The sequence below is a fragment of the Pseudomonas sp. MWU349 genome, assembly GCF_017947325.1.
GTDB lineage: Bacteria > Pseudomonadota > Gammaproteobacteria > Pseudomonadales > Pseudomonadaceae > Aquipseudomonas > Aquipseudomonas protegens.
Window position 1 is genome coordinate 788,854 of record NZ_JAFEVP010000001.1, and the last position, 15,588, is coordinate 804,441.

At 66.4% G+C, this 15,588-nt stretch carries 13 protein-coding genes; 3 read left to right on the top strand and 10 right to left on the bottom strand.

What is annotated here, in order from left to right:
* Positions 1 to 13: 13 nt before the first annotated feature.
* From KCG88_RS03495 to KCG88_RS03505, 3 genes are read right to left on the bottom strand one after another with little or no spacing between them, the layout of a single operon-like run.
* Positions 14 to 1,078 carry a 2,3-butanediol dehydrogenase gene (locus KCG88_RS03495; protein WP_210712131.1) on the bottom strand — a complete coding sequence of 355 codons (1,065 nt, stop codon included), beginning with the start codon at positions 1,076 to 1,078 and terminating at the stop codon, positions 14 to 16.
* Positions 1,078 to 2,358: an MFS transporter gene (locus KCG88_RS03500; RefSeq protein WP_210711760.1), complete on the bottom strand. Its 1,281-nt coding sequence runs from the start codon at positions 2,356 to 2,358 to the stop codon at positions 1,078 to 1,080. Before KCG88_RS03500 ends, KCG88_RS03495 begins: the two co-directional genes overlap by 1 nt.
* Before the next feature lie 34 nt (positions 2,359 to 2,392).
* On the bottom strand, positions 2,393 to 2,926 hold the full coding sequence (locus KCG88_RS03505) for a 2,4'-dihydroxyacetophenone dioxygenase family protein (protein ID WP_019095476.1): 534 nt from the start codon (positions 2,924 to 2,926) through the stop codon (positions 2,393 to 2,395).
* Between the two features lie 326 nt (positions 2,927 to 3,252).
* Between KCG88_RS03505 and KCG88_RS03510 the strand changes: the two genes are divergently transcribed.
* Complete coding sequence (locus KCG88_RS03510) at positions 3,253 to 4,299, top strand: helix-turn-helix domain-containing protein (RefSeq protein ID WP_210711761.1); 1,047 nt, start codon at positions 3,253 to 3,255, stop codon at positions 4,297 to 4,299.
* 168 nt (positions 4,300 to 4,467) lie between these two features.
* Here the strand turns inward: KCG88_RS03510 and KCG88_RS03515 are convergent, their stop codons facing one another.
* From KCG88_RS03515 to hpaB, 6 genes are all read right to left on the bottom strand, one after another.
* Positions 4,468 to 5,589: a class II histone deacetylase gene (locus KCG88_RS03515; protein ID WP_210711762.1), complete on the bottom strand. Its 1,122-nt coding sequence runs from the start codon at positions 5,587 to 5,589 to the stop codon at positions 4,468 to 4,470.
* Positions 5,590 to 5,678: 89 nt separating this feature from the next.
* Positions 5,679 to 6,842 carry an MFS transporter gene (locus KCG88_RS03520; RefSeq protein ID WP_210711763.1) on the bottom strand — a complete coding sequence of 388 codons (1,164 nt, stop codon included), beginning with the start codon at positions 6,840 to 6,842 and terminating at the stop codon, positions 5,679 to 5,681.
* Positions 6,843 to 6,866: 24 nt separating this feature from the next.
* Positions 6,867 to 7,739, bottom strand: a complete 873-nt coding sequence (locus KCG88_RS03525) for a transporter (RefSeq protein WP_047287103.1) — start codon at positions 7,737 to 7,739, stop codon at positions 6,867 to 6,869.
* Positions 7,740 to 7,874: 135 nt separating this feature from the next.
* Positions 7,875 to 8,852, bottom strand: a complete 978-nt coding sequence (locus tag KCG88_RS03530; protein WP_047287100.1) for a helix-turn-helix transcriptional regulator — start codon at positions 8,850 to 8,852, stop codon at positions 7,875 to 7,877.
* 203 nt (positions 8,853 to 9,055) lie between these two features.
* Positions 9,056 to 9,568, bottom strand: a complete 513-nt coding sequence (gene hpaC / locus KCG88_RS03535; RefSeq protein ID WP_210711764.1) for a 4-hydroxyphenylacetate 3-monooxygenase, reductase component — start codon at positions 9,566 to 9,568, stop codon at positions 9,056 to 9,058.
* 187 nt (positions 9,569 to 9,755) lie between these two features.
* Positions 9,756 to 11,318, bottom strand: a complete 1,563-nt coding sequence (gene hpaB / locus KCG88_RS03540) for a 4-hydroxyphenylacetate 3-monooxygenase, oxygenase component (protein ID WP_015635861.1) — start codon at positions 11,316 to 11,318, stop codon at positions 9,756 to 9,758.
* A gap of 378 nt (positions 11,319 to 11,696) precedes the next feature.
* On the opposite strand from hpaB, the gene KCG88_RS03545 reads away from it, so the two are divergent.
* Together KCG88_RS03545 and KCG88_RS03550 are read left to right on the top strand one after the other, a co-directional pair.
* A complete protein-coding gene (locus KCG88_RS03545) occupies positions 11,697 to 13,322 on the top strand; it encodes a methyl-accepting chemotaxis protein (protein WP_047337005.1) in 1,626 nt (541 codons plus the stop codon).
* 84 nt (positions 13,323 to 13,406) lie between these two features.
* The gene (locus tag KCG88_RS03550; protein WP_210711765.1) at positions 13,407 to 14,585 is read left to right on the top strand and encodes an aminotransferase class I/II-fold pyridoxal phosphate-dependent enzyme; all 1,179 of its coding nucleotides are present in this window, start codon (positions 13,407 to 13,409) and stop codon (positions 14,583 to 14,585) included.
* A 210-nt stretch (positions 14,586 to 14,795) separates the two neighbouring features.
* On the opposite strand, the gene KCG88_RS03555 is transcribed toward KCG88_RS03550, so the two are convergent.
* The gene (locus KCG88_RS03555) at positions 14,796 to 15,581 is read right to left on the bottom strand and encodes a hypothetical protein (RefSeq protein ID WP_210711766.1); all 786 of its coding nucleotides are present in this window, start codon (positions 15,579 to 15,581) and stop codon (positions 14,796 to 14,798) included.
* Between the last annotated feature and the right edge of the window lie 7 nt (positions 15,582 to 15,588).

Here is a 15,588-nt window from a genome sequence, read left to right on the forward strand (position 1 = left end):
GCACATCGTTTGTTCAGGCATCGGCCAGGGCCGGGGTTGGGTTGACCAGCACCTTGATCTGGCGCTTGTCTTGCAGCAGGGCCTGGAAGCCTTGCTCCACCGCCTGTTCCAGGGCCAGGCAGCGGGTGACCGCCCGGCTCAGGTCCAGGCGCCCGCTGGCCAGCAGTTGGATCAGTTCGGGGTAGACGTGGCGGTAGCCGACGCTGCCGAGCAGGCGCAATTCGTTGTTCACCAGGTGGAAGGCATCGAACTGCACGTCGCCCATCAGGCCCACCAGCACCGCTTCGCCGCCCTTGCGCAGGCAGTGCAGGGCATGGCTCAGGGTCTGCTGGCTGCCGGCGGCCTCAAAGGCGCTGTCGATACCACCGGCGCTCAGCTGCCGCAGGCGTGCCTGCAGTTGCGGGTCGGCGCCGTCCAGGGCCTCAGAGGCGCCGAACTCCAGGGCCAGGCGCCGGCGCTCGGGGTCCAGGTCCACGGCGTATATCCGCTCCACCCCCCGCAACCGTGCCAATAGCACCAGCAGCAGGCCGATGGGCCCCAGGCCGAACACCGCGCAACTGTCGCCGGCCATCAGGCTGCTCTGGTTCAAGGCGTGGTAGGCCACCGCTGCCGGCTCCAGCACGGCCGCCTGCCTGAAGCTGACGCTGTCCGGCAGCAGGTGCAGCATGTAGGCCGGTACCACCGCCTGTTCGGCAAAGCCGCCATCGCCCATCAGGCCGATAAAGCCCATGGATTCACAGAGGTTGTACTGGCCCATCTGGCAGTACGAGCACTCGCCGCAGCGGTATTCGGGTTCCACCGCCACCCGCTGGCCCAACAACCGTGCATCCACGCCCGGGCCCAGGGCTACTACCTGGCCGCAGAACTCGTGGCCCAGGGTCAGCGGCGCCCGGCAACCGGACAGGGGGGGAGCCACCTGCTGAGGTATGGAGTGAGGGCCGTCGGCGAACTCATGCAGGTCGCTGCCGCAGATGCCGCAGTAGGCGACTTGCAGCAGCACCTCGCCGGGGCCGGGCTGGCGCGGTTCCAGCTGAGTCAGGCGCAGGTCGCGGGCGGCATGCCATTGCAGTGCTTTGATCATGGGTTTCCTCCCAGGCTCGGGCTGGGTGCAGGGTTGGGGCCGGGGTGCCGGCGTTGTTGGCGGGCCAGTACCGCGGGGGCGGTTTCCTTGAGAAACAGGGCCAGCACGGCGGCCAGCAATGCGCCGCCGCAGGACATCCACATGACGATCGACAGGCCGAAGCGGTCGGCGGCGAAGCCGGCAATGGTCGGAGCGATGAAGCCGCCCACCAGCTCGCCGATGCCCATGATCATGCCCAGGGCCGTGGCCATGACTTCGCGGGGCACGGTTTCCGCGGGGATGGTGGCCATGAACAGGGTGAAGCAGCCCAGGCCGGTGTAGGTCAGCAGCATCAGCACCCCGAGCATCCAGGGCGACGAGGCGTAGAGCAGGGCGATGGGACAGCAAGCGGCAATCAGCGAGAACAGCACCAGGGTCGGGCGCCGGCCGAGGCGGTCGGAGATCGCCGGCACGCCGAAGCCCCAGAGCACCCAGGCGCCTCCCAGGCAGCTCATCACCGTGCCCATGCTGGCCGGGCTGTAGTCGCGAACCTTGACCAGGAAGGTCGGGGTGAAGGAAATCAGGATGATGAACCATGTCAGGAACACGCAGCTGATCAGGGTGCAGAGCACGATGTTGCGGCTCTTGAGCAGGGCCAGGCGATGGCTGCCGACCGGGCCGGACGGGGCGTGCGCTGGCGGTTCGTGGCGCGGCGGGTCGGGCTGCACGTAGCGCCAGATCAGCAGGGCGATCAGTAGCCCGGGAATCAGCGAAATGATGAAGGCGTGGCGCCAGCCGTAGGCTTCGGCCAGGGCGATCAGCACCGGCGGGCCGATCACCGCGCCCAACAGGCCCGCCGCCGACCCTTGCAGCAGGCCCATGTTCAGGCCCCGGCGGTGGGGCGAGGAAGCTTCCACCATCAGCGATTGGGAGAGCGGCAGGATCGGCCCCTCGGCCAGCCCCATGATGGCGCGAAACAGCAAAAGGCTGAGAAAGCCGGTGACCAGCCCGGACAGCGCCGAGCACAGGGAAAACAGGATCACCGCGACGATCAGCAACGGCTTGCGCACGCCCCGGCGGTCCGACCAGGCACCCACCAGGGCCCCGGACACCGCCCAGGCCAGGGCCAGGATCGACGACAGCATGCCCAGGTGGCTGTTGCTCAGTTGCAACTCGTCAGCCATGAAGGGGAACAGGAAGGACAGCGCCAGACGATCGAAAAAGACGAAACCGAAGGTCAGGAACAGCACCCCCAGCAAGGTGTTCTCGTAACCGGCCTTGTTGTTTTTATAAGCCATGGTGGTTCTCCGAAGGAGGCGTGGGCAGCGCCGGTCAGCGGAACAGAGTGTCGATATGGGCGGCGCCCAGGCCGATCTTTTCGTAGTGGGCGCGGCACATGGCGATGTAGGAGTGCACGTCGAAGTAGCCGTCGGGCTCGCCCTGTTCGTCGAGCCAGATCAGCGGGCCCTTGACGATGAAGAACACCCGCATGGGCTGCTCATGTTCATAGGCCACCAGGGTGTGGCCTTCGCCCGGGGTCTCGTAGACGAAGTCCCCGGCGGTGGCGGTCCACTCGTGCTCCAGGTAGCCCCATTTGCCGGACAGGGTGTAGGCGAAGACTTCGTGGGGGTGGTAGTGGCGGTTCACCAGCCCGGCGCTGCGGGCCAGGAGAATGTCGCACCAGCGGTTTTCGCTGGGGGAGATCCACAGGGGGCGCGAGGACACGGTCTCGGTGAAGGGCACGTAGAGGCGCAGGTCGTCGCTGGCGGCGTCGGGCAGGTAGACCTCCGGCTTGGCGTCGGGCTTGAAGCAGTTGGCGATCGGTTGCAGGTCTTTCCAGAATTCACGGTGGGCGGCTTCGGGCATGGTGGGCCTCGGTTGTTGTTATGGGAGGAGTCTGGGCAGCCGGGCAGGGCGGCCATGGGGGTACGGCGCAGACTGTAGGTCGGGAGCGGGGCAAGGGTTTGCACGGATCGGACTGGTTGTTTGTCTGTTTCGGACGGCTTTTTTCCTACGGCCGATAGAGAACCGATAACGCGCTCAAAGCGACCGGGTCCCACTGCGTTTCAAGTTGACAGGCCATATAGTTCATATGTTAATGAATGGCCGCAGCCCGCAGTGCCTGCGGCCCCAGGTGTCCGGACACTGCCTTGCCGTCCGGGGAACATCCCGCCGCCATGAGAAGAACAACAATGTCTCCATGCGCCTTGCTCGAAACCCGGCATGCCAGCACCCAGGCCGTCGACCTGGACCAACGCCTGGCCTTCTGGGAGGACTACAACGCCAGCACCCTGGTGGGGCTCAAGTGCAACTCCTACGCCGAGGGCGGTTTCGCCGCCAGCCAGGACAACCTGCAATTGAGCGCCATGCGCCTGGCCCGCACCGTCGGCAACGAACACGTGGTGGAGCGCGACACCTCGATGATCCGCGGCGTACCCAAGGAGTCGATATTCGTGTCCCTGGTCACCGGCAGCGGTTCGTTCTTCTACCAGGATGGCGCCTGCCAGGTGCTGGAGCCGGGGGAGCTGGTGGTCTACCGCACCGACAAGCCCTATCTGTTCGGCTTTTCCGGGGCCATGCGCCAGTTCATCTTCGACATTCCCCAGCAGCAGTTCGCCGAACGCTGCCTGAAACGCTTCGACCGGCCTTTGCGGATCAGCGTCGAAAGCGGGGTCCAGCGCCTATTGCTGCGCACCCTGGGCGAACGTACCCGGGGCTTTTTCCAGCAGCCCCTGTGCGCCGAGGCCGAGGCTTATCAGGAGCAGGCCTTCGAGCTTCTGGCCAGCATCATTGCCGGGCATGTGGGGGAACGGCCAATCAACGCCCTGAGCGCCTCCTACCTGCTGGCGGCCAAGCAGTGCATCCATGAACAGTTGGGCGACCCGAACCTGAGCTGCGAGCGGGTGGCGGCCCAGACCGGCATTTCCACCCGGCACCTGGCCCGGCTGTTCGCCCTGGAAGAAACGCTACCCAGCCGCTTCATCCTGGAAAAACGCCTGCAACAGGCCCGTCAACTGCTGTGCAGCAGCCAGGGAGCAGGCCTGGATATCAGCGAGATCGCCTACCGGCACGGCTTTGCCAGCCAGGCGCATTTTGCCCGGGCCTTCAAGAGCCGCTTCCAGCAAACCCCCAGTGAGGCACGCGCCCTGGGGGTAGCCGCAACCCAGGCAAGCCCGGCAGACGAAAGCGTCGGTCAAGCCTGTGGCGACAACCTCCGGGGCCTGGAGGCAGGCAACTGACCCGCCCGTGCCGCACTGCTGCAGCAGGTAGCCCAGGGCGGGCAGAGGAAGGATGGCCGGTTGGGTAGAGCGGCGTTCCGCTGGCTGGAGCCCGGGCTCCGGGGAACGCCGTTGGTGGATGCCAGCGCTCGGGTGGCGGTGCTTGCCCGCTCCGGCGCCGGAGCGGGGTCAGCGCCCGGCAGCCTCCATGGCTTGGGCCTGAAGGTCGAGCAACTGGCGTTGAAAGGCCACAAATGGCTCCTTGGGCTGTTGCAGGCGTACGAACTCCAGCATCGGGTCGGCGACGGCGGTGCGGATTCCCGACAGCGCCTCCAGGGTGGCCAACCCGCAAAACGGAACGTAGGCCTCGGAGTAGCCGCCTTCATGCACCAGCACCAGGCGCCCTCGGCACAGGCGCTCGGCAGCAGCCTTCAGGCATTGGGTCATCTCGCGGAACGAGTCACTGTGCAGCAGCATCCGCGCCAGGGGGTCCACGGCGTTGGCGTCATAGCCACAGGCGACAATGATCAGCTCCGGCTCGAAGCGCTCCAGGGCCGGTATCACGATGCGCTGCATGGCGTACAGGTAGGCGTCGTGGCCACTGCCCGGCAGCAGCGGGATATTGATGTTGCAGCCCAGGCCGGCGCCGCGCCCGCGGTCCTGTTCGCCGCCGTAGCCCGGGGGGAAGCAACCGTCCTGGTGCAGGGACAGGGTCAGCACGTCGGCCCGCTCCTCGAAGATCGACTGGGTGCCGTTGCCGTGGTGCACGTCCCAGTCGATGACCGCTACCTTGCCCAGTCCATGACGGGCCTTGGCGGCCTCGATGGCGATGGCGATGTTGGCCAGGAAACAGAAGCCCATGGCCTGGTCGCGGGTGCAGTGGTGGCCCGGTGGACGGGACAGGGAATAGGCGTTATCGGCTTCACCGCTGAGCACGGCGTCCACGGCGGCCATGGCCAGCCCGGCGGACAGCTGGGCGATTTCATAGCTGCCGGGGCCCACCGGCGCCTCGTCGCCGAGGTGACCACCTCCGGCGTCGCTCAAGGCCTTGAAACGCTGCAGGTAGGCAGCACTGTGGACCCGCAGCAGGTCGTCTTCGGTGGCCGCTGCGGCGCTGCGCAGTTGCAACTGTCGGGTCAGGCCGGAGACATCCATCAGGCTTTTCAAACGGCGTTTGGTTTCCGGTGATTCGGCGTGCCCGGCGGCGGCTGGCGGTTGTACCCAGCCCCCCACCGGCAGGGTCAGGACGTGGGGGCCGCCGCTGTGCCACAGGCTGAGTTCGTCGAAGAAAAACGCGCTTTTACAGGTCATGGTGATATCCATTTTTCAGGGAGGAATTTACAACGCGACAGCGGCTGGCCCAGGCCCTCGGTGCCAGGAGCACCAGGGCACGGGGAGCGTTAGCGTGCAGGCCGGCAACTGAGTACCAGGACCATGGACAGCAGGGTGATTGCGGCGCCCGCCAGCAGCAGCTCGCGGAAGCCGCCGCTGCCTTCGATCAGGCGCCCGGCGATGGTCGGGCCTATGGCCAGGCCGGCGCTGATCACCAGGTTGGAGGCGTTCATCAGGCGGCCGCTGCGGTCCATTTCGGCCATGCGCGCAAGAATCAGCGGCAGGATGAAGGTCCAGGTGAACTTGAACACCAGCGCCGCCAGGGCAAAGCGCACCAGTTGCGGTTGGCCCAGAAGCAGCAGCACCGAGCCGGCCATCAGGCCGTAGCCCAGCAGGAGCAGGGCGCTACGGGGCAGGCGATCGCCAAACAGGGTGGCGCACAGGGCGCCGGCAATGCCCATCAGGGTAGCGATGGCCAGCACGTCGCCGCTGGTCTGCGCCGAAAGGCCGGACTGGCCACCGATGGCGCCGATGAAGGTCCAGACCCCGCTGAGGCTGATGTAGAAGGTCAGGATGCCGAGAATCCCCAGGGCGGCCTTGGCCCTGGAAACCGGCGGGGCCTTGGCTTCATGGCTGGCGGCCTTCGCCGCGCCCGCCGGAAAGCTGCGAGCCAGGGGCAGGCACAGCAGCATCAGCAGCGCCATGATCAGGTAACAGGCACCCAGGCCGAAGCGCTCGAAGAGCATGGGCAGCAGGCTCAGGCCGATGGCCCCCAGCACCAGCTGGCCCATCACCCAGAAGCCGTAGGCGCGGCTGGGGCTGGGGCTGGCGGCGGCGCTGGCCAGGCAGATGATCATCAGCGAGCCGCCGGCCAGGGCACTGCAAAAACGTGCGATCAGCAGCATCGAATAGTCATTGGCGAGCATCGACAGCAGGTTGGCGAGAATGAACAGCAGGGCGCTGCACAGCGCCGCGCGGCGCCAGTCGATGTGTTTCAGCCACCAGATGGCGGGCAGGGTGGCCAGGCTCATGGCCCCCAGCTCGGCGGAAAACAGGTCGCCGATCTGGGAGGGGCTCAGTTGCCACTGGCTGGCCAGTTGCGCGGCAATGGCCGGGGCCGTCAGCAGCACTGCGGGGGTGATGGCGGCGAACAGCACGATGGCCGCCTGGAGCCCGAGGGGCTGGCGGGTGATCGCTGGGTTCTGGCTCAAGGCGGGGTTCTGGGTGTTCATGGACAGGCTCCGAAGGCAAGGGGCTCAGAACACATGGACCAGGCGCAGCAAGGCGTCGGTACCGGCAAAGCCGTTCTGGGTGGCGACGTTCTGCGACAGGCCGAACATCAGCTGGTTCTGCTTGTCCAGCCAGTGGCCGAGCTCGAACCCGACCTGGGTGTAGCGCTTGTGGGTGTCGTCGATGCGCCGGTCGTTGATTCGCAGTTCGCCGCCATCGGCGTGGATCAGGCGCAGGGCGCCATAGGTGGCGGAGGTGAAGTCGTAAGAGGCGAAGGCCTGCAGGCGGTAGAGCGGGTCCTGCTTGAGGTCGCTGCCGAAGTAGTCGTCGTTGGTGCCATAGAGCTGGGCCTCCAGGTTGGCCTCCAGCACCCACTTTTCCCCCAGGCCCTGGGTGTAGTTGTAGACAAAGGTCGCGCCCCAGCGGTTGGCCCCGGGGGAGACGTCGGGGTTGCGCCCGTGGTACTCGCCCACGGGCAGCGTGATCAGGGTCAGCAGGCCGCTGTAGGTGCGGGTTTGCGGCTGGTTGATGAAGAACAGCGTGCCGCCCACCTGGGGGTCGCCAAAGCCGCTTTCGCCGGTGTGGCGTTCGGCGCCGGGCAGGCGCGCGTCGATATCGGCGAAGGGCACGATGAACTGCGGGGTACAGAGGGTGCCGCACAGGTCGCTGAAGAACACTTGGCGGTAGGCCATGGCATTGACTCGCAGCTCGGCCTTGCCGGTGCTGTCGGCCGGCCCGTGGAAATCGCCGGCGCGGGTGGCGGGCAAGTACAGCACGCCCAGGCTGGTGCCCGCTGGGGCGGCGAAGAAGTCCCGGGCGTTGAGGTCTGCGGCGTTCAGTGAAAGGCTGGCCAGGGTCGCCGTCAGGGCCAGGGTGATGCGGGGTACGGGCGTGGTCATGGGCGGTGCGTCTCTTGTTGGAGTTGTTGTTCGGCGAATGGCTCGCCGGCACACGGCAGGGGCTGGAAAAAGGGCAAAGGCTGCCCGTGGCCGTCACATTCGACGGCACAAATCAGGGGCGATCAGGGGAGGGGGTCAGCCGGGAGGGGCGTGCAGCAACTGGGCGATGCGGGCCTTGTCCTTGACCCCGAGCTTGCTGTAGATGGCCCGAATGTGATGGCGCACGGTGTTGGGCGACATGCCCAGGTCCCGGGCCACTTCCTTGTAGGTCTTGCCATCGCCGAAGCACTGGGCGACGGCATTCTCCCGTGGGCTGAGCCGGGGCAGCAGGTGGCGGCTACGGGCCGCCAGGAGGCAGAGGTCGCCCACCGCCGAGGACTCCACCTGCAGGGACTTGCCTTCGAAGCCGCCGGGGTCCAGCGCCATGGGCAGTTGCGGGCCGCTCCACTGCGGCCATTCATGCAGCAGCAAGTCGACGAAGCCGCGTTCGGCGCATTGCAGCACGCCGCGCTGGTCGCACACGGCCAGGGCCAGGTTGCGCGGGCCGGTGAGTTTCTCGCGCATGGCCACCAGGGTGCGGATCTGGTTGGCCGACACTGCGGCCACCAGGTGCAGCATCAGGTTGTTCAGCAGGTGGCAGTCGCCCGGGTTGAAGCGCGGCGCTCCCGGGGCGCGGTACAGCGCCAGGTGATTGCTCAAGTGGGTGTGGGGATCGATGTGCACCACGCACAGCAGTTCGCCGATGTTGTACTGGCGGCCCAGCCAGTTGAGGCCGGGGCCGTTGTCCGGATCGGCCATGTCGACGATCACCGCCTGGCCCGGCACCTCGTGGACCCGGCTCACCGTGACATCGATGTGGCGGATCGATTGCCAGTCCGGCAGGTAGCTCGGAGGCAGGCGGTACAGGTAGCAGCTGTGTTCATCCGGCAGGCCATCCACCAGCGCGGCACGGCCCCACCAGGCGCTGTCGAAGGGCAGGAGCCTGCTGATGCGCGCCAGTGCATGCTGGTGCAGGTTTTCGATGTCCCTGTTCTGCGCCAGTTGCTGCAGTTCAAGGGTCAGTTCGCTGAAGGCCTGCAACAGGCTGGCCGGGGCACGCTCGGGGTGGTTCATGGGTCTGTACCTCTGTGCGACGTTGTTATTGTTTTCGTCACGGAAGGGGTTTGGGACCGGTACGTCAGGGGACGTGGGCAGGGCCTGGTTCGAGTATCGATGGCCTGGAAGAGCCGCGCCATCCTACAGATGCAGGAGGTGGCCCTTGGCCCGGATGCCGGCGGGCATCCAGGCGCGGGAAACGACGGCCAGGAGGGAAGGGGTCAGGCCGCCCGGCAAGGGTGGGCCAGGCGATGGAAGCAACGGCTGAAGTACACCAGTGAGTCGCCGTGCTCCAGCACGCCGATTTCATCCAGCTCCACCAGCATCACCGAGTGCGTGCCGATTTCCTGGACCTCGGTGATGCGCCCCTGCAGGCTGGCCAGGGCGCCCTCCAGCACCGGCAGGGCATGCAGGCCGTCGCGCCAGGGGTGCAGGCCGAAGCGCTGGTCCATGGCCACGCCGGTCATGCCGGCAAAGTGCCGGGCCACTTCTTCGTGTTCGCCACTCAGGACGTTGACGCACAACCGCCCGTTGCCCTTGAACACCGGGTTCAGGGCGCTGTTGCGGTTGACGCAGACCATCAGGGTCGGCGGGCTGTCGGTGACCGAGCAGACCGCCGTGGCGGTGATACCGCAGCGGCCGGCGGGGCCGTTGCTGGTGATGACGTTGACCGCTGCGGTCATGTGCGCCATGGCGTTGCGAAAGGCGAGTTGCTTGGGATCGAGTACAGACATGACGAATTCCTTGTGGACGCAGGGCAGCCGGGTGTCTGGCTGCCAACGCGGGGCTGACGGCGGACTTGGCCTGTAGGAGCCGGCTTGCCGGCGAAGCGGGCCTGGAGGCTTGTGGTGCTCTGGCGGGCGTCTTCGCTGGCAAGCCAGCTCCTACACAAGCCAGCTCCTACACACGCTGGCTTCGTGGCTATTGGCGGATGCGGTCCAGCATGTTGATGTCATCCGGGTTGCTCAGGTGCGGCACGGTCCAGCCGTCGAGGTCGTAGTCCCCCAGGCACTTGTCCACCAGGTCGGTCATGGCTTTCATCGAGCCGCTGGCCTGGGCGTGGCGCAGGCACTGCATGCGGATCTCGTCCTGGCTGCCGGCGTAGTTGATCTCGTACAACTCGTGGCGGCCGCCGAATTCGGTGCCGATGGCGTCCCACAGCAGCTTGAGGATCTTGATCCGCTCCTCGTGGCCCATGCCCCCGGAACCCCGGCAGTAGGTGCCGAGGTACTGGTTGAGCACCGGGTCCTTGAGGTCGCGGGAGCCGGAGGGCAGGTAGATCAGGCCGCTGGCCACCACCTGCTCGATGATCTTCTTGATGTCGGTGTAGGCCTGGGGCGCCAGCACCCGGTAAGCCTGCAGCGCCTGGGTGCTGGGCAGGTAGACGCCGTTCATCCATTCACTGGCGTTGCCATGCATGGCGTCGGTCAGGGACCAGAACAGGTTGCGCCAGGCCACCACTTCGCCAACCTGCGCCTGGACCCCGCGAAACTCCAGGGAGCCGGTGCATTGCAGGGCCTTGACCAGCAGGCCGGTGATGAAGTCCAGCTTGACCGCCAGCCGGGTACAGCCCTGCATCGGGAACAGGCGGCCGAACCCGCCCTGGGGGAACCACTGGCGGCAGCGCTCGAAGTCGCGGTAGATCAGCACGTTTTCCCAGGGGATGAACACCTTGTCCATGATCAGGATCGCGTCGTTCTCGTCGAAGCGGCTGGACAGCGGGTAGTCGAAGGGCGAGCCGGTCATGCCGGCCTGCAGTTCATAGGAGGGGCGGCAAATCAGCTTCATGCCCCGGGTGTTCATCGGGGCGATGAACATCAGGGCGAAATCGGTGTTGTCCCCCAGCAACTGGGCCGAGCCCTGGCCGACGAAGTTGTAGTGGGTCAGGGCCGAGTTGGTGGCCACCACCTTGGCGCCGCTGACGATGATCCCGCCCTCGACTTCCTCGTCCACCGAGATGAACACGTCCTTGACCTGATCCACCGGTTTGTCGCGGTCGATGGGTGGGTTGACGATGGCGTGGTTGAGGTAGAGGCAGGCTTCCTGGATGCGCTTGTACCAGGTGCGGGCGTTGTCTGCGAAGCGCCCGTAGAACTCCGGGTTGGCCCCCAGGGCGCTGCCGAAGGCGGCCTTGTAGTCGGGGCTGCGGCCCATCCAGCCATAGGTCAGGCGCGACCAGTCGGCGATGGCGTCGCGCTGCTGGCGCAGTTCATCGGGGCTTTTCGCCGAACGGAAGAACTTGTGGGTGTAGCCGCCGTTGCCGGTGTCGGTGTCCCAGCACAGTTGCTCCTTGGTGGCCGGGTCGTGCAGGGCGTCGTACAGGCGGGCCATGGAGGCCGCGGAGTTGCGGAAGGCCGGGTGGGTGGTGACGTCCTTGACCCGGTCGCCATAGATGTAGATTTCACGGTCGTCGCGCAGGCTTGCCAGGTATTCGGCACCGGTCAGCGGGCGGTCGGTTGCGGCACGAAAGTCTTCAGGTTTCATATCCAGTCTCAGCGTTGTTTTTATTGACTGGGGCCATGATGGGCAGCCGCGAGCATGGACTAAATGGCTTTTCCGGCGAATGAATTGCACTTTTCATAGGAAGGCGGGGGGGCGGAGCGAGGGTCGAAAACCCTGGCTGAGGGCGATGCTGTAGCGCTTTATCGATTCACTTCGCATCGTGTTGTATCAGCCCTGATACACCGGTCACATTCAGAAATATTTTTACCAACCAGCCATATGAAAGCTCAAGTTCGGCCGATATCTCTAACAGGCCCGCGCACTTCCAACAGCGCGGTGCCGACGTCGGCACAGCCCCTGATGCGCCGACGGTTCAACGGCATGGATGCCCGTCGCCCGTTCTCCCTCGAGAGTCGCCCTATGTCCTTGCGTAACCTGAATATCGCCCCTCGTGCTTTCCTCGGTTTTGCCTTCATTGCCTTGCTGGTCGTGGTGCTGGGGGTGTTTGCGGTCAATCGCATGGCGGTGATCCGCGAAGCCTCGGTGGACATGGAAAGCAACCAGCTGCCCAGTGTCGGCTTTCTCGGCAACCTCACCGAGAACGTGTTGCGCCTGCGGATTCTTTCCTTCCGTGTGCTGGTGAACCGCGAGCCGGCAGGCTTGGCCGAAGCCCAGACGCGCATTGGCGTGCTGGTGGACAACGCCAGAAAGGCCCAGGCCAGTTACGCGGCGTTGCCGATGGGCCCGGAGGAGGCCGCCCTGTACAAGACATTCAGCATGACCCTGGAGAATTACCTGCAGGCGCAGAAGGAAATGCTCGAACTGTCGCGCCAGGACAAGCTGGAGGAATTGCGCAACCTGATCAACACCCGGATCAAGGACGGCACCGATCAGATGGGTGAACAGTTGAACAAGCTCATCGCCATGAACGCCGCCGGCGCCAAGAGCGCTTCCCAGACGGCTGGCGAGCATTACAACGGGGCGGTCGCCGGGATCGTCATTGTCGCTGTGATCGCAGCCTTGCTGACCATCGTCCTGGCGTTGTTACTGACCCGCAGCATCGTCACCCCCCTGAACAAGGCGCTGAAGGCCGCCGAGGTGATTGCCGGTGGCAACCTGCGCCAGGCCATCGAGGTCGATGGCAAGGACGAGCCGGCGCGGCTGTTGCAGGCCCTGGGCGAAATGCAGGCCAGCCTGCGCCGCACCATCGAGCAGATCGCCGGCTCGGCGACCCAGCTGGCCTCGGCCTCGGAAGAACTCAGCGCGGTCACCGAAGAGGCTTCCCGCGGCTTGCAGCAGCAGAACAACGAGATCGAACAGGCGGCCACTGCGGTCAATGAAATGACCGCCGCGGTGGAGGAGGTGGCGCGCAATGCGGTGTCCACTTCCGAGGCTTCCCGGCAGTCGACCCAGGCCGCGCGCGAAGGTCGCGACCGGGTGGTGGAAACCGTGGACGCGATCCAGACCATGACCCACGACGTGCAGAGCACTTCGGTGATGATCGAAGGCCTGGCGACCCAGGGCCGGGATATCGGCAAGGTGCTGGACGTGATCCGCGCCATCGCCGAGCAGACCAACCTGCTGGCCCTCAACGCGGCCATCGAGGCGGCCCGTGCTGGCGAGGCCGGGCGCGGCTTTGCGGTGGTGGCCGACGAGGTGCGGGCCCTGGCCCATCGCACCGCCCAGTCGACCCAGGAAATCGAGAAGATGGTGGCCGGCATCCAGAACGGCACAGGCGACGCCGTGGAGTCGATGCAGCAGAGCAACCAGCGTACCCAGAGCACCCTGGAACTGGCCCGCGCCGCGGGCGTGGCCTTGGAGCAGATTGCCGAATCCATCAACCAGATCAACGAGCGCAACCTGGTGATCGCCAGCGCCTCGGAAGAGCAGGCGCAGGTGTCCCGCGAGGTGGACCGCAACCTGGTGAACATCCGCGACCTAGCCACCCAGTCGGCGGCCGGGGCCAACCAGACCAGCGCCGCCAGCCATGAGCTGTCGCGCCTGGCGGTGGACCTGAACGCTCTGGTGGCGCGTTTTGTGATCTAAGCGTCCAACGGCGGGGGTGCTCGCTCGACGAGCGCCGCGCCAGCACCTAGGGTTCTGGCTGAAGCATCTTTCATGGAGAAAGCGATGCGCTATTCAGCCCTGACCCATCGGATTGCCGGAGAAGGTTCCGCCGCCTGGGATATCCATTACCGAGCTTTGGCCTTGCGCGAGCAGGGGCGCGATGTGCTGTTGCTGACCATCGGCGATCCGGATTTCGACACCCCCCGGCCGGTGGTCCAGGCGGCCATCGACAGCCTGCTGGCCGGTGACACCCATTATTCGGACGTGCGCGGCAACCTGGCGTTGCGCAGTTGCATCGCCCGTTGCCACCACCAGCGCACCGGGCAGATCGTCGATGCCGAGCACGTGGTGGTGCTGCCGGGGGCGCAGTGTGCGGTGTTCTCTGTGGCCCAGTGCCTGCTCGACCCGGGGGACGAGGTGCTGGTGGCCGAGCCCATGTACGTCACCTACGAAGGGGTGTTCGGTGCCTGTGGCGCCAGGGTGGTGCCGGTGCCGGTGCGGGCCGAGCAGGGCTTTCGCCTGGACCCGCAGGAAATGGCGGCGCGCATCAGCCCGCGGACCCGGGCCATGCTCATCAACAGCCCCAACAACCCCTCAGGGGCCAGCTTGTCCCTTGACGACTGGCAGGTCCTGGCGCGCTTGTGCATGGAGCATGACCTGTGGCTGATTTCCGACGAGGTCTACGGCGACCTGCTGTATGAAGGCCAGCACCTGAGCCCGGGCGGTCTGCCGCGAATGGGCGGGCGCACCGCCACCATCAACAGCCTGTCCAAGTCCCATGCCATGAGCGGCTGGCGGGTGGGCTGGGTAATCGCTCCGCCGGCGCTGGCCGGGCACCTGAGCAATCTGGCCCTGTGCATGCTCTATGGCCTGCCGGACTTCATCCAGAATGCGGCAGTGGTGGCGCTGACCCGCGAACTGCCGGAACTGCCCCGGATGCGCGAGGAGTACCGCCAGCGCCGCGACCTGGTGTGCACGCTGCTCGGGCAGTGCCCGGGCTTGCGCCCAGTGCGGCCCGATGGCGGCATGTTCGTCATGGTGGACGTACGCCGCACCGGGCAGGGCGCCCAGGCATTCGCCGAGCGACTGCTGGAGGGTTATGGGGTTTCGGTACTGGCGGGCGAAGCCTTCGGCCCCAGCGTGGTCGGGCACATCCGCATTGCCCTGGTGCTGGACCGCGAACGGCTGGCCGAAGCCTGCCGCCGCATCGCCCAGTGCACCGCGCAACTGATGGCCCTGTAGGAGCCGGCTTGCCGGCGAAGAGGTCCCTGAGCCCTGCATAGCGTTTGCCGACGCCTTCGCTGGCAAGCCAGCTCCTACGGTGCAACGCAACAGCGAGCCTATCTCGCGTAGGAGCCGGCTTGCCGGCGAAGAGGCCCCTGAGCCCTGCATAGCGTTTGCCGACGCCTTCGCTGGCAAGCCAGCTCCTACAGAGGTGGGGGCTTTCGGGGGTTAGAAGCGCAGGGTCGCGCCGGTGGTCAGCCAACGGTCGCGGTCTTCGGTCAGGTGCTGGCCAACGATCAGGTCCAGGTCCAGGTGCTGGCCCAGGTGCAGGCGCGGGCCGGCCTGCCAGCCTTGTTCGCCGCCGCGTTGGCCGTAGCGTTCGGCAATTAGGGTCAGGCTCTGGGCCAGGTCGTACTCCAGGCCGCTGCCCCAGGTCCAGCGGTGGCTCTGGTCGCCGTCGTCATAGGCGTGGGCCCAGCCGGCATTCAGGTTCAGGCGCAGGCTGGCAACAGGGCTGAAGGTCACCGGCAGGGCGAGGTCGCCACCGTCGAAGCTGTGGCTGCGGTTCAGGGCCCAGTGGGCGGAGCCGGCCAGGGCCAGTTGCAGGCCCAGGTCTTCACGGTCCAGCAGGGCCAGCTTGACCTGGGGGCTGAGCTGGGTCTCGCCCTGGCCGTCGGCCTGCTGGCGCTGCACCGCGGCCCCCAGTTGCACCCAGGGCAGTTGGCTGAAGGTGCAGGCCGGGGCCACCACGCTGGTGTGGCTGGAGCCCTGGTGGCGGGTGCTCTGGTACCAGACATCGACATTGCATTCCCCGGGAGCGTTGATGGCGCCGTCATCCACCACGTAGGCGCCGCCGGCGGCCTGGGCCTTGGAGCACAGGGCCAGGGTGGCGGTCGCGCTGGCGGTGAGGGCGAGGAACAGCAGGTTGCGCTTGAGCATGCGGCTTTTCGCGGCAGGCAGAGGGTGGCCAAAGGCGCTGGAACGTGAGGGGCGATGTGGGGTGTGCTTGGACATGGCGGAT

Excerpts from the sequence above, each read along its gene's own strand:
- KCG88_RS03500 (WP_210711760.1), bottom strand. The coding sequence starts at position 2,358 with ATGGCTTATAAAAACAACAAGGCCGGTTACGAGAACACCTTGCTGGGG.
- KCG88_RS03505 (WP_019095476.1), bottom strand. The coding sequence starts at position 2,926 with ATGCCCGAAGCCGCCCACCGTGAATTCTGGAAAGACCTGCAACCGATC.
- KCG88_RS03510 (WP_210711761.1), top strand. The coding sequence starts at position 3,253 with ATGTCTCCATGCGCCTTGCTCGAAACCCGGCATGCCAGCACCCAGGCC.
- KCG88_RS03515 (WP_210711762.1), bottom strand. The coding sequence starts at position 5,589 with ATGACCTGTAAAAGCGCGTTTTTCTTCGACGAACTCAGCCTGTGGCAC.
- KCG88_RS03520 (WP_210711763.1), bottom strand. The coding sequence starts at position 6,842 with ATGAACACCCAGAACCCCGCCTTGAGCCAGAACCCAGCGATCACCCGC.
- KCG88_RS03525 (WP_047287103.1), bottom strand. The coding sequence starts at position 7,739 with ATGACCACGCCCGTACCCCGCATCACCCTGGCCCTGACGGCGACCCTG.
- KCG88_RS03530 (WP_047287100.1), bottom strand. The coding sequence starts at position 8,852 with ATGAACCACCCCGAGCGTGCCCCGGCCAGCCTGTTGCAGGCCTTCAGC.
- hpaC (WP_210711764.1), bottom strand. The coding sequence starts at position 9,568 with ATGTCTGTACTCGATCCCAAGCAACTCGCCTTTCGCAACGCCATGGCG.
- hpaB (WP_015635861.1), bottom strand. The coding sequence starts at position 11,318 with ATGAAACCTGAAGACTTTCGTGCCGCAACCGACCGCCCGCTGACCGGT.
- KCG88_RS03545 (WP_047337005.1), top strand. The coding sequence starts at position 11,697 with ATGTCCTTGCGTAACCTGAATATCGCCCCTCGTGCTTTCCTCGGTTTT.
- KCG88_RS03550 (WP_210711765.1), top strand. The coding sequence starts at position 13,407 with ATGCGCTATTCAGCCCTGACCCATCGGATTGCCGGAGAAGGTTCCGCC.
- KCG88_RS03555 (WP_210711766.1), bottom strand. The coding sequence starts at position 15,581 with ATGTCCAAGCACACCCCACATCGCCCCTCACGTTCCAGCGCCTTTGGC.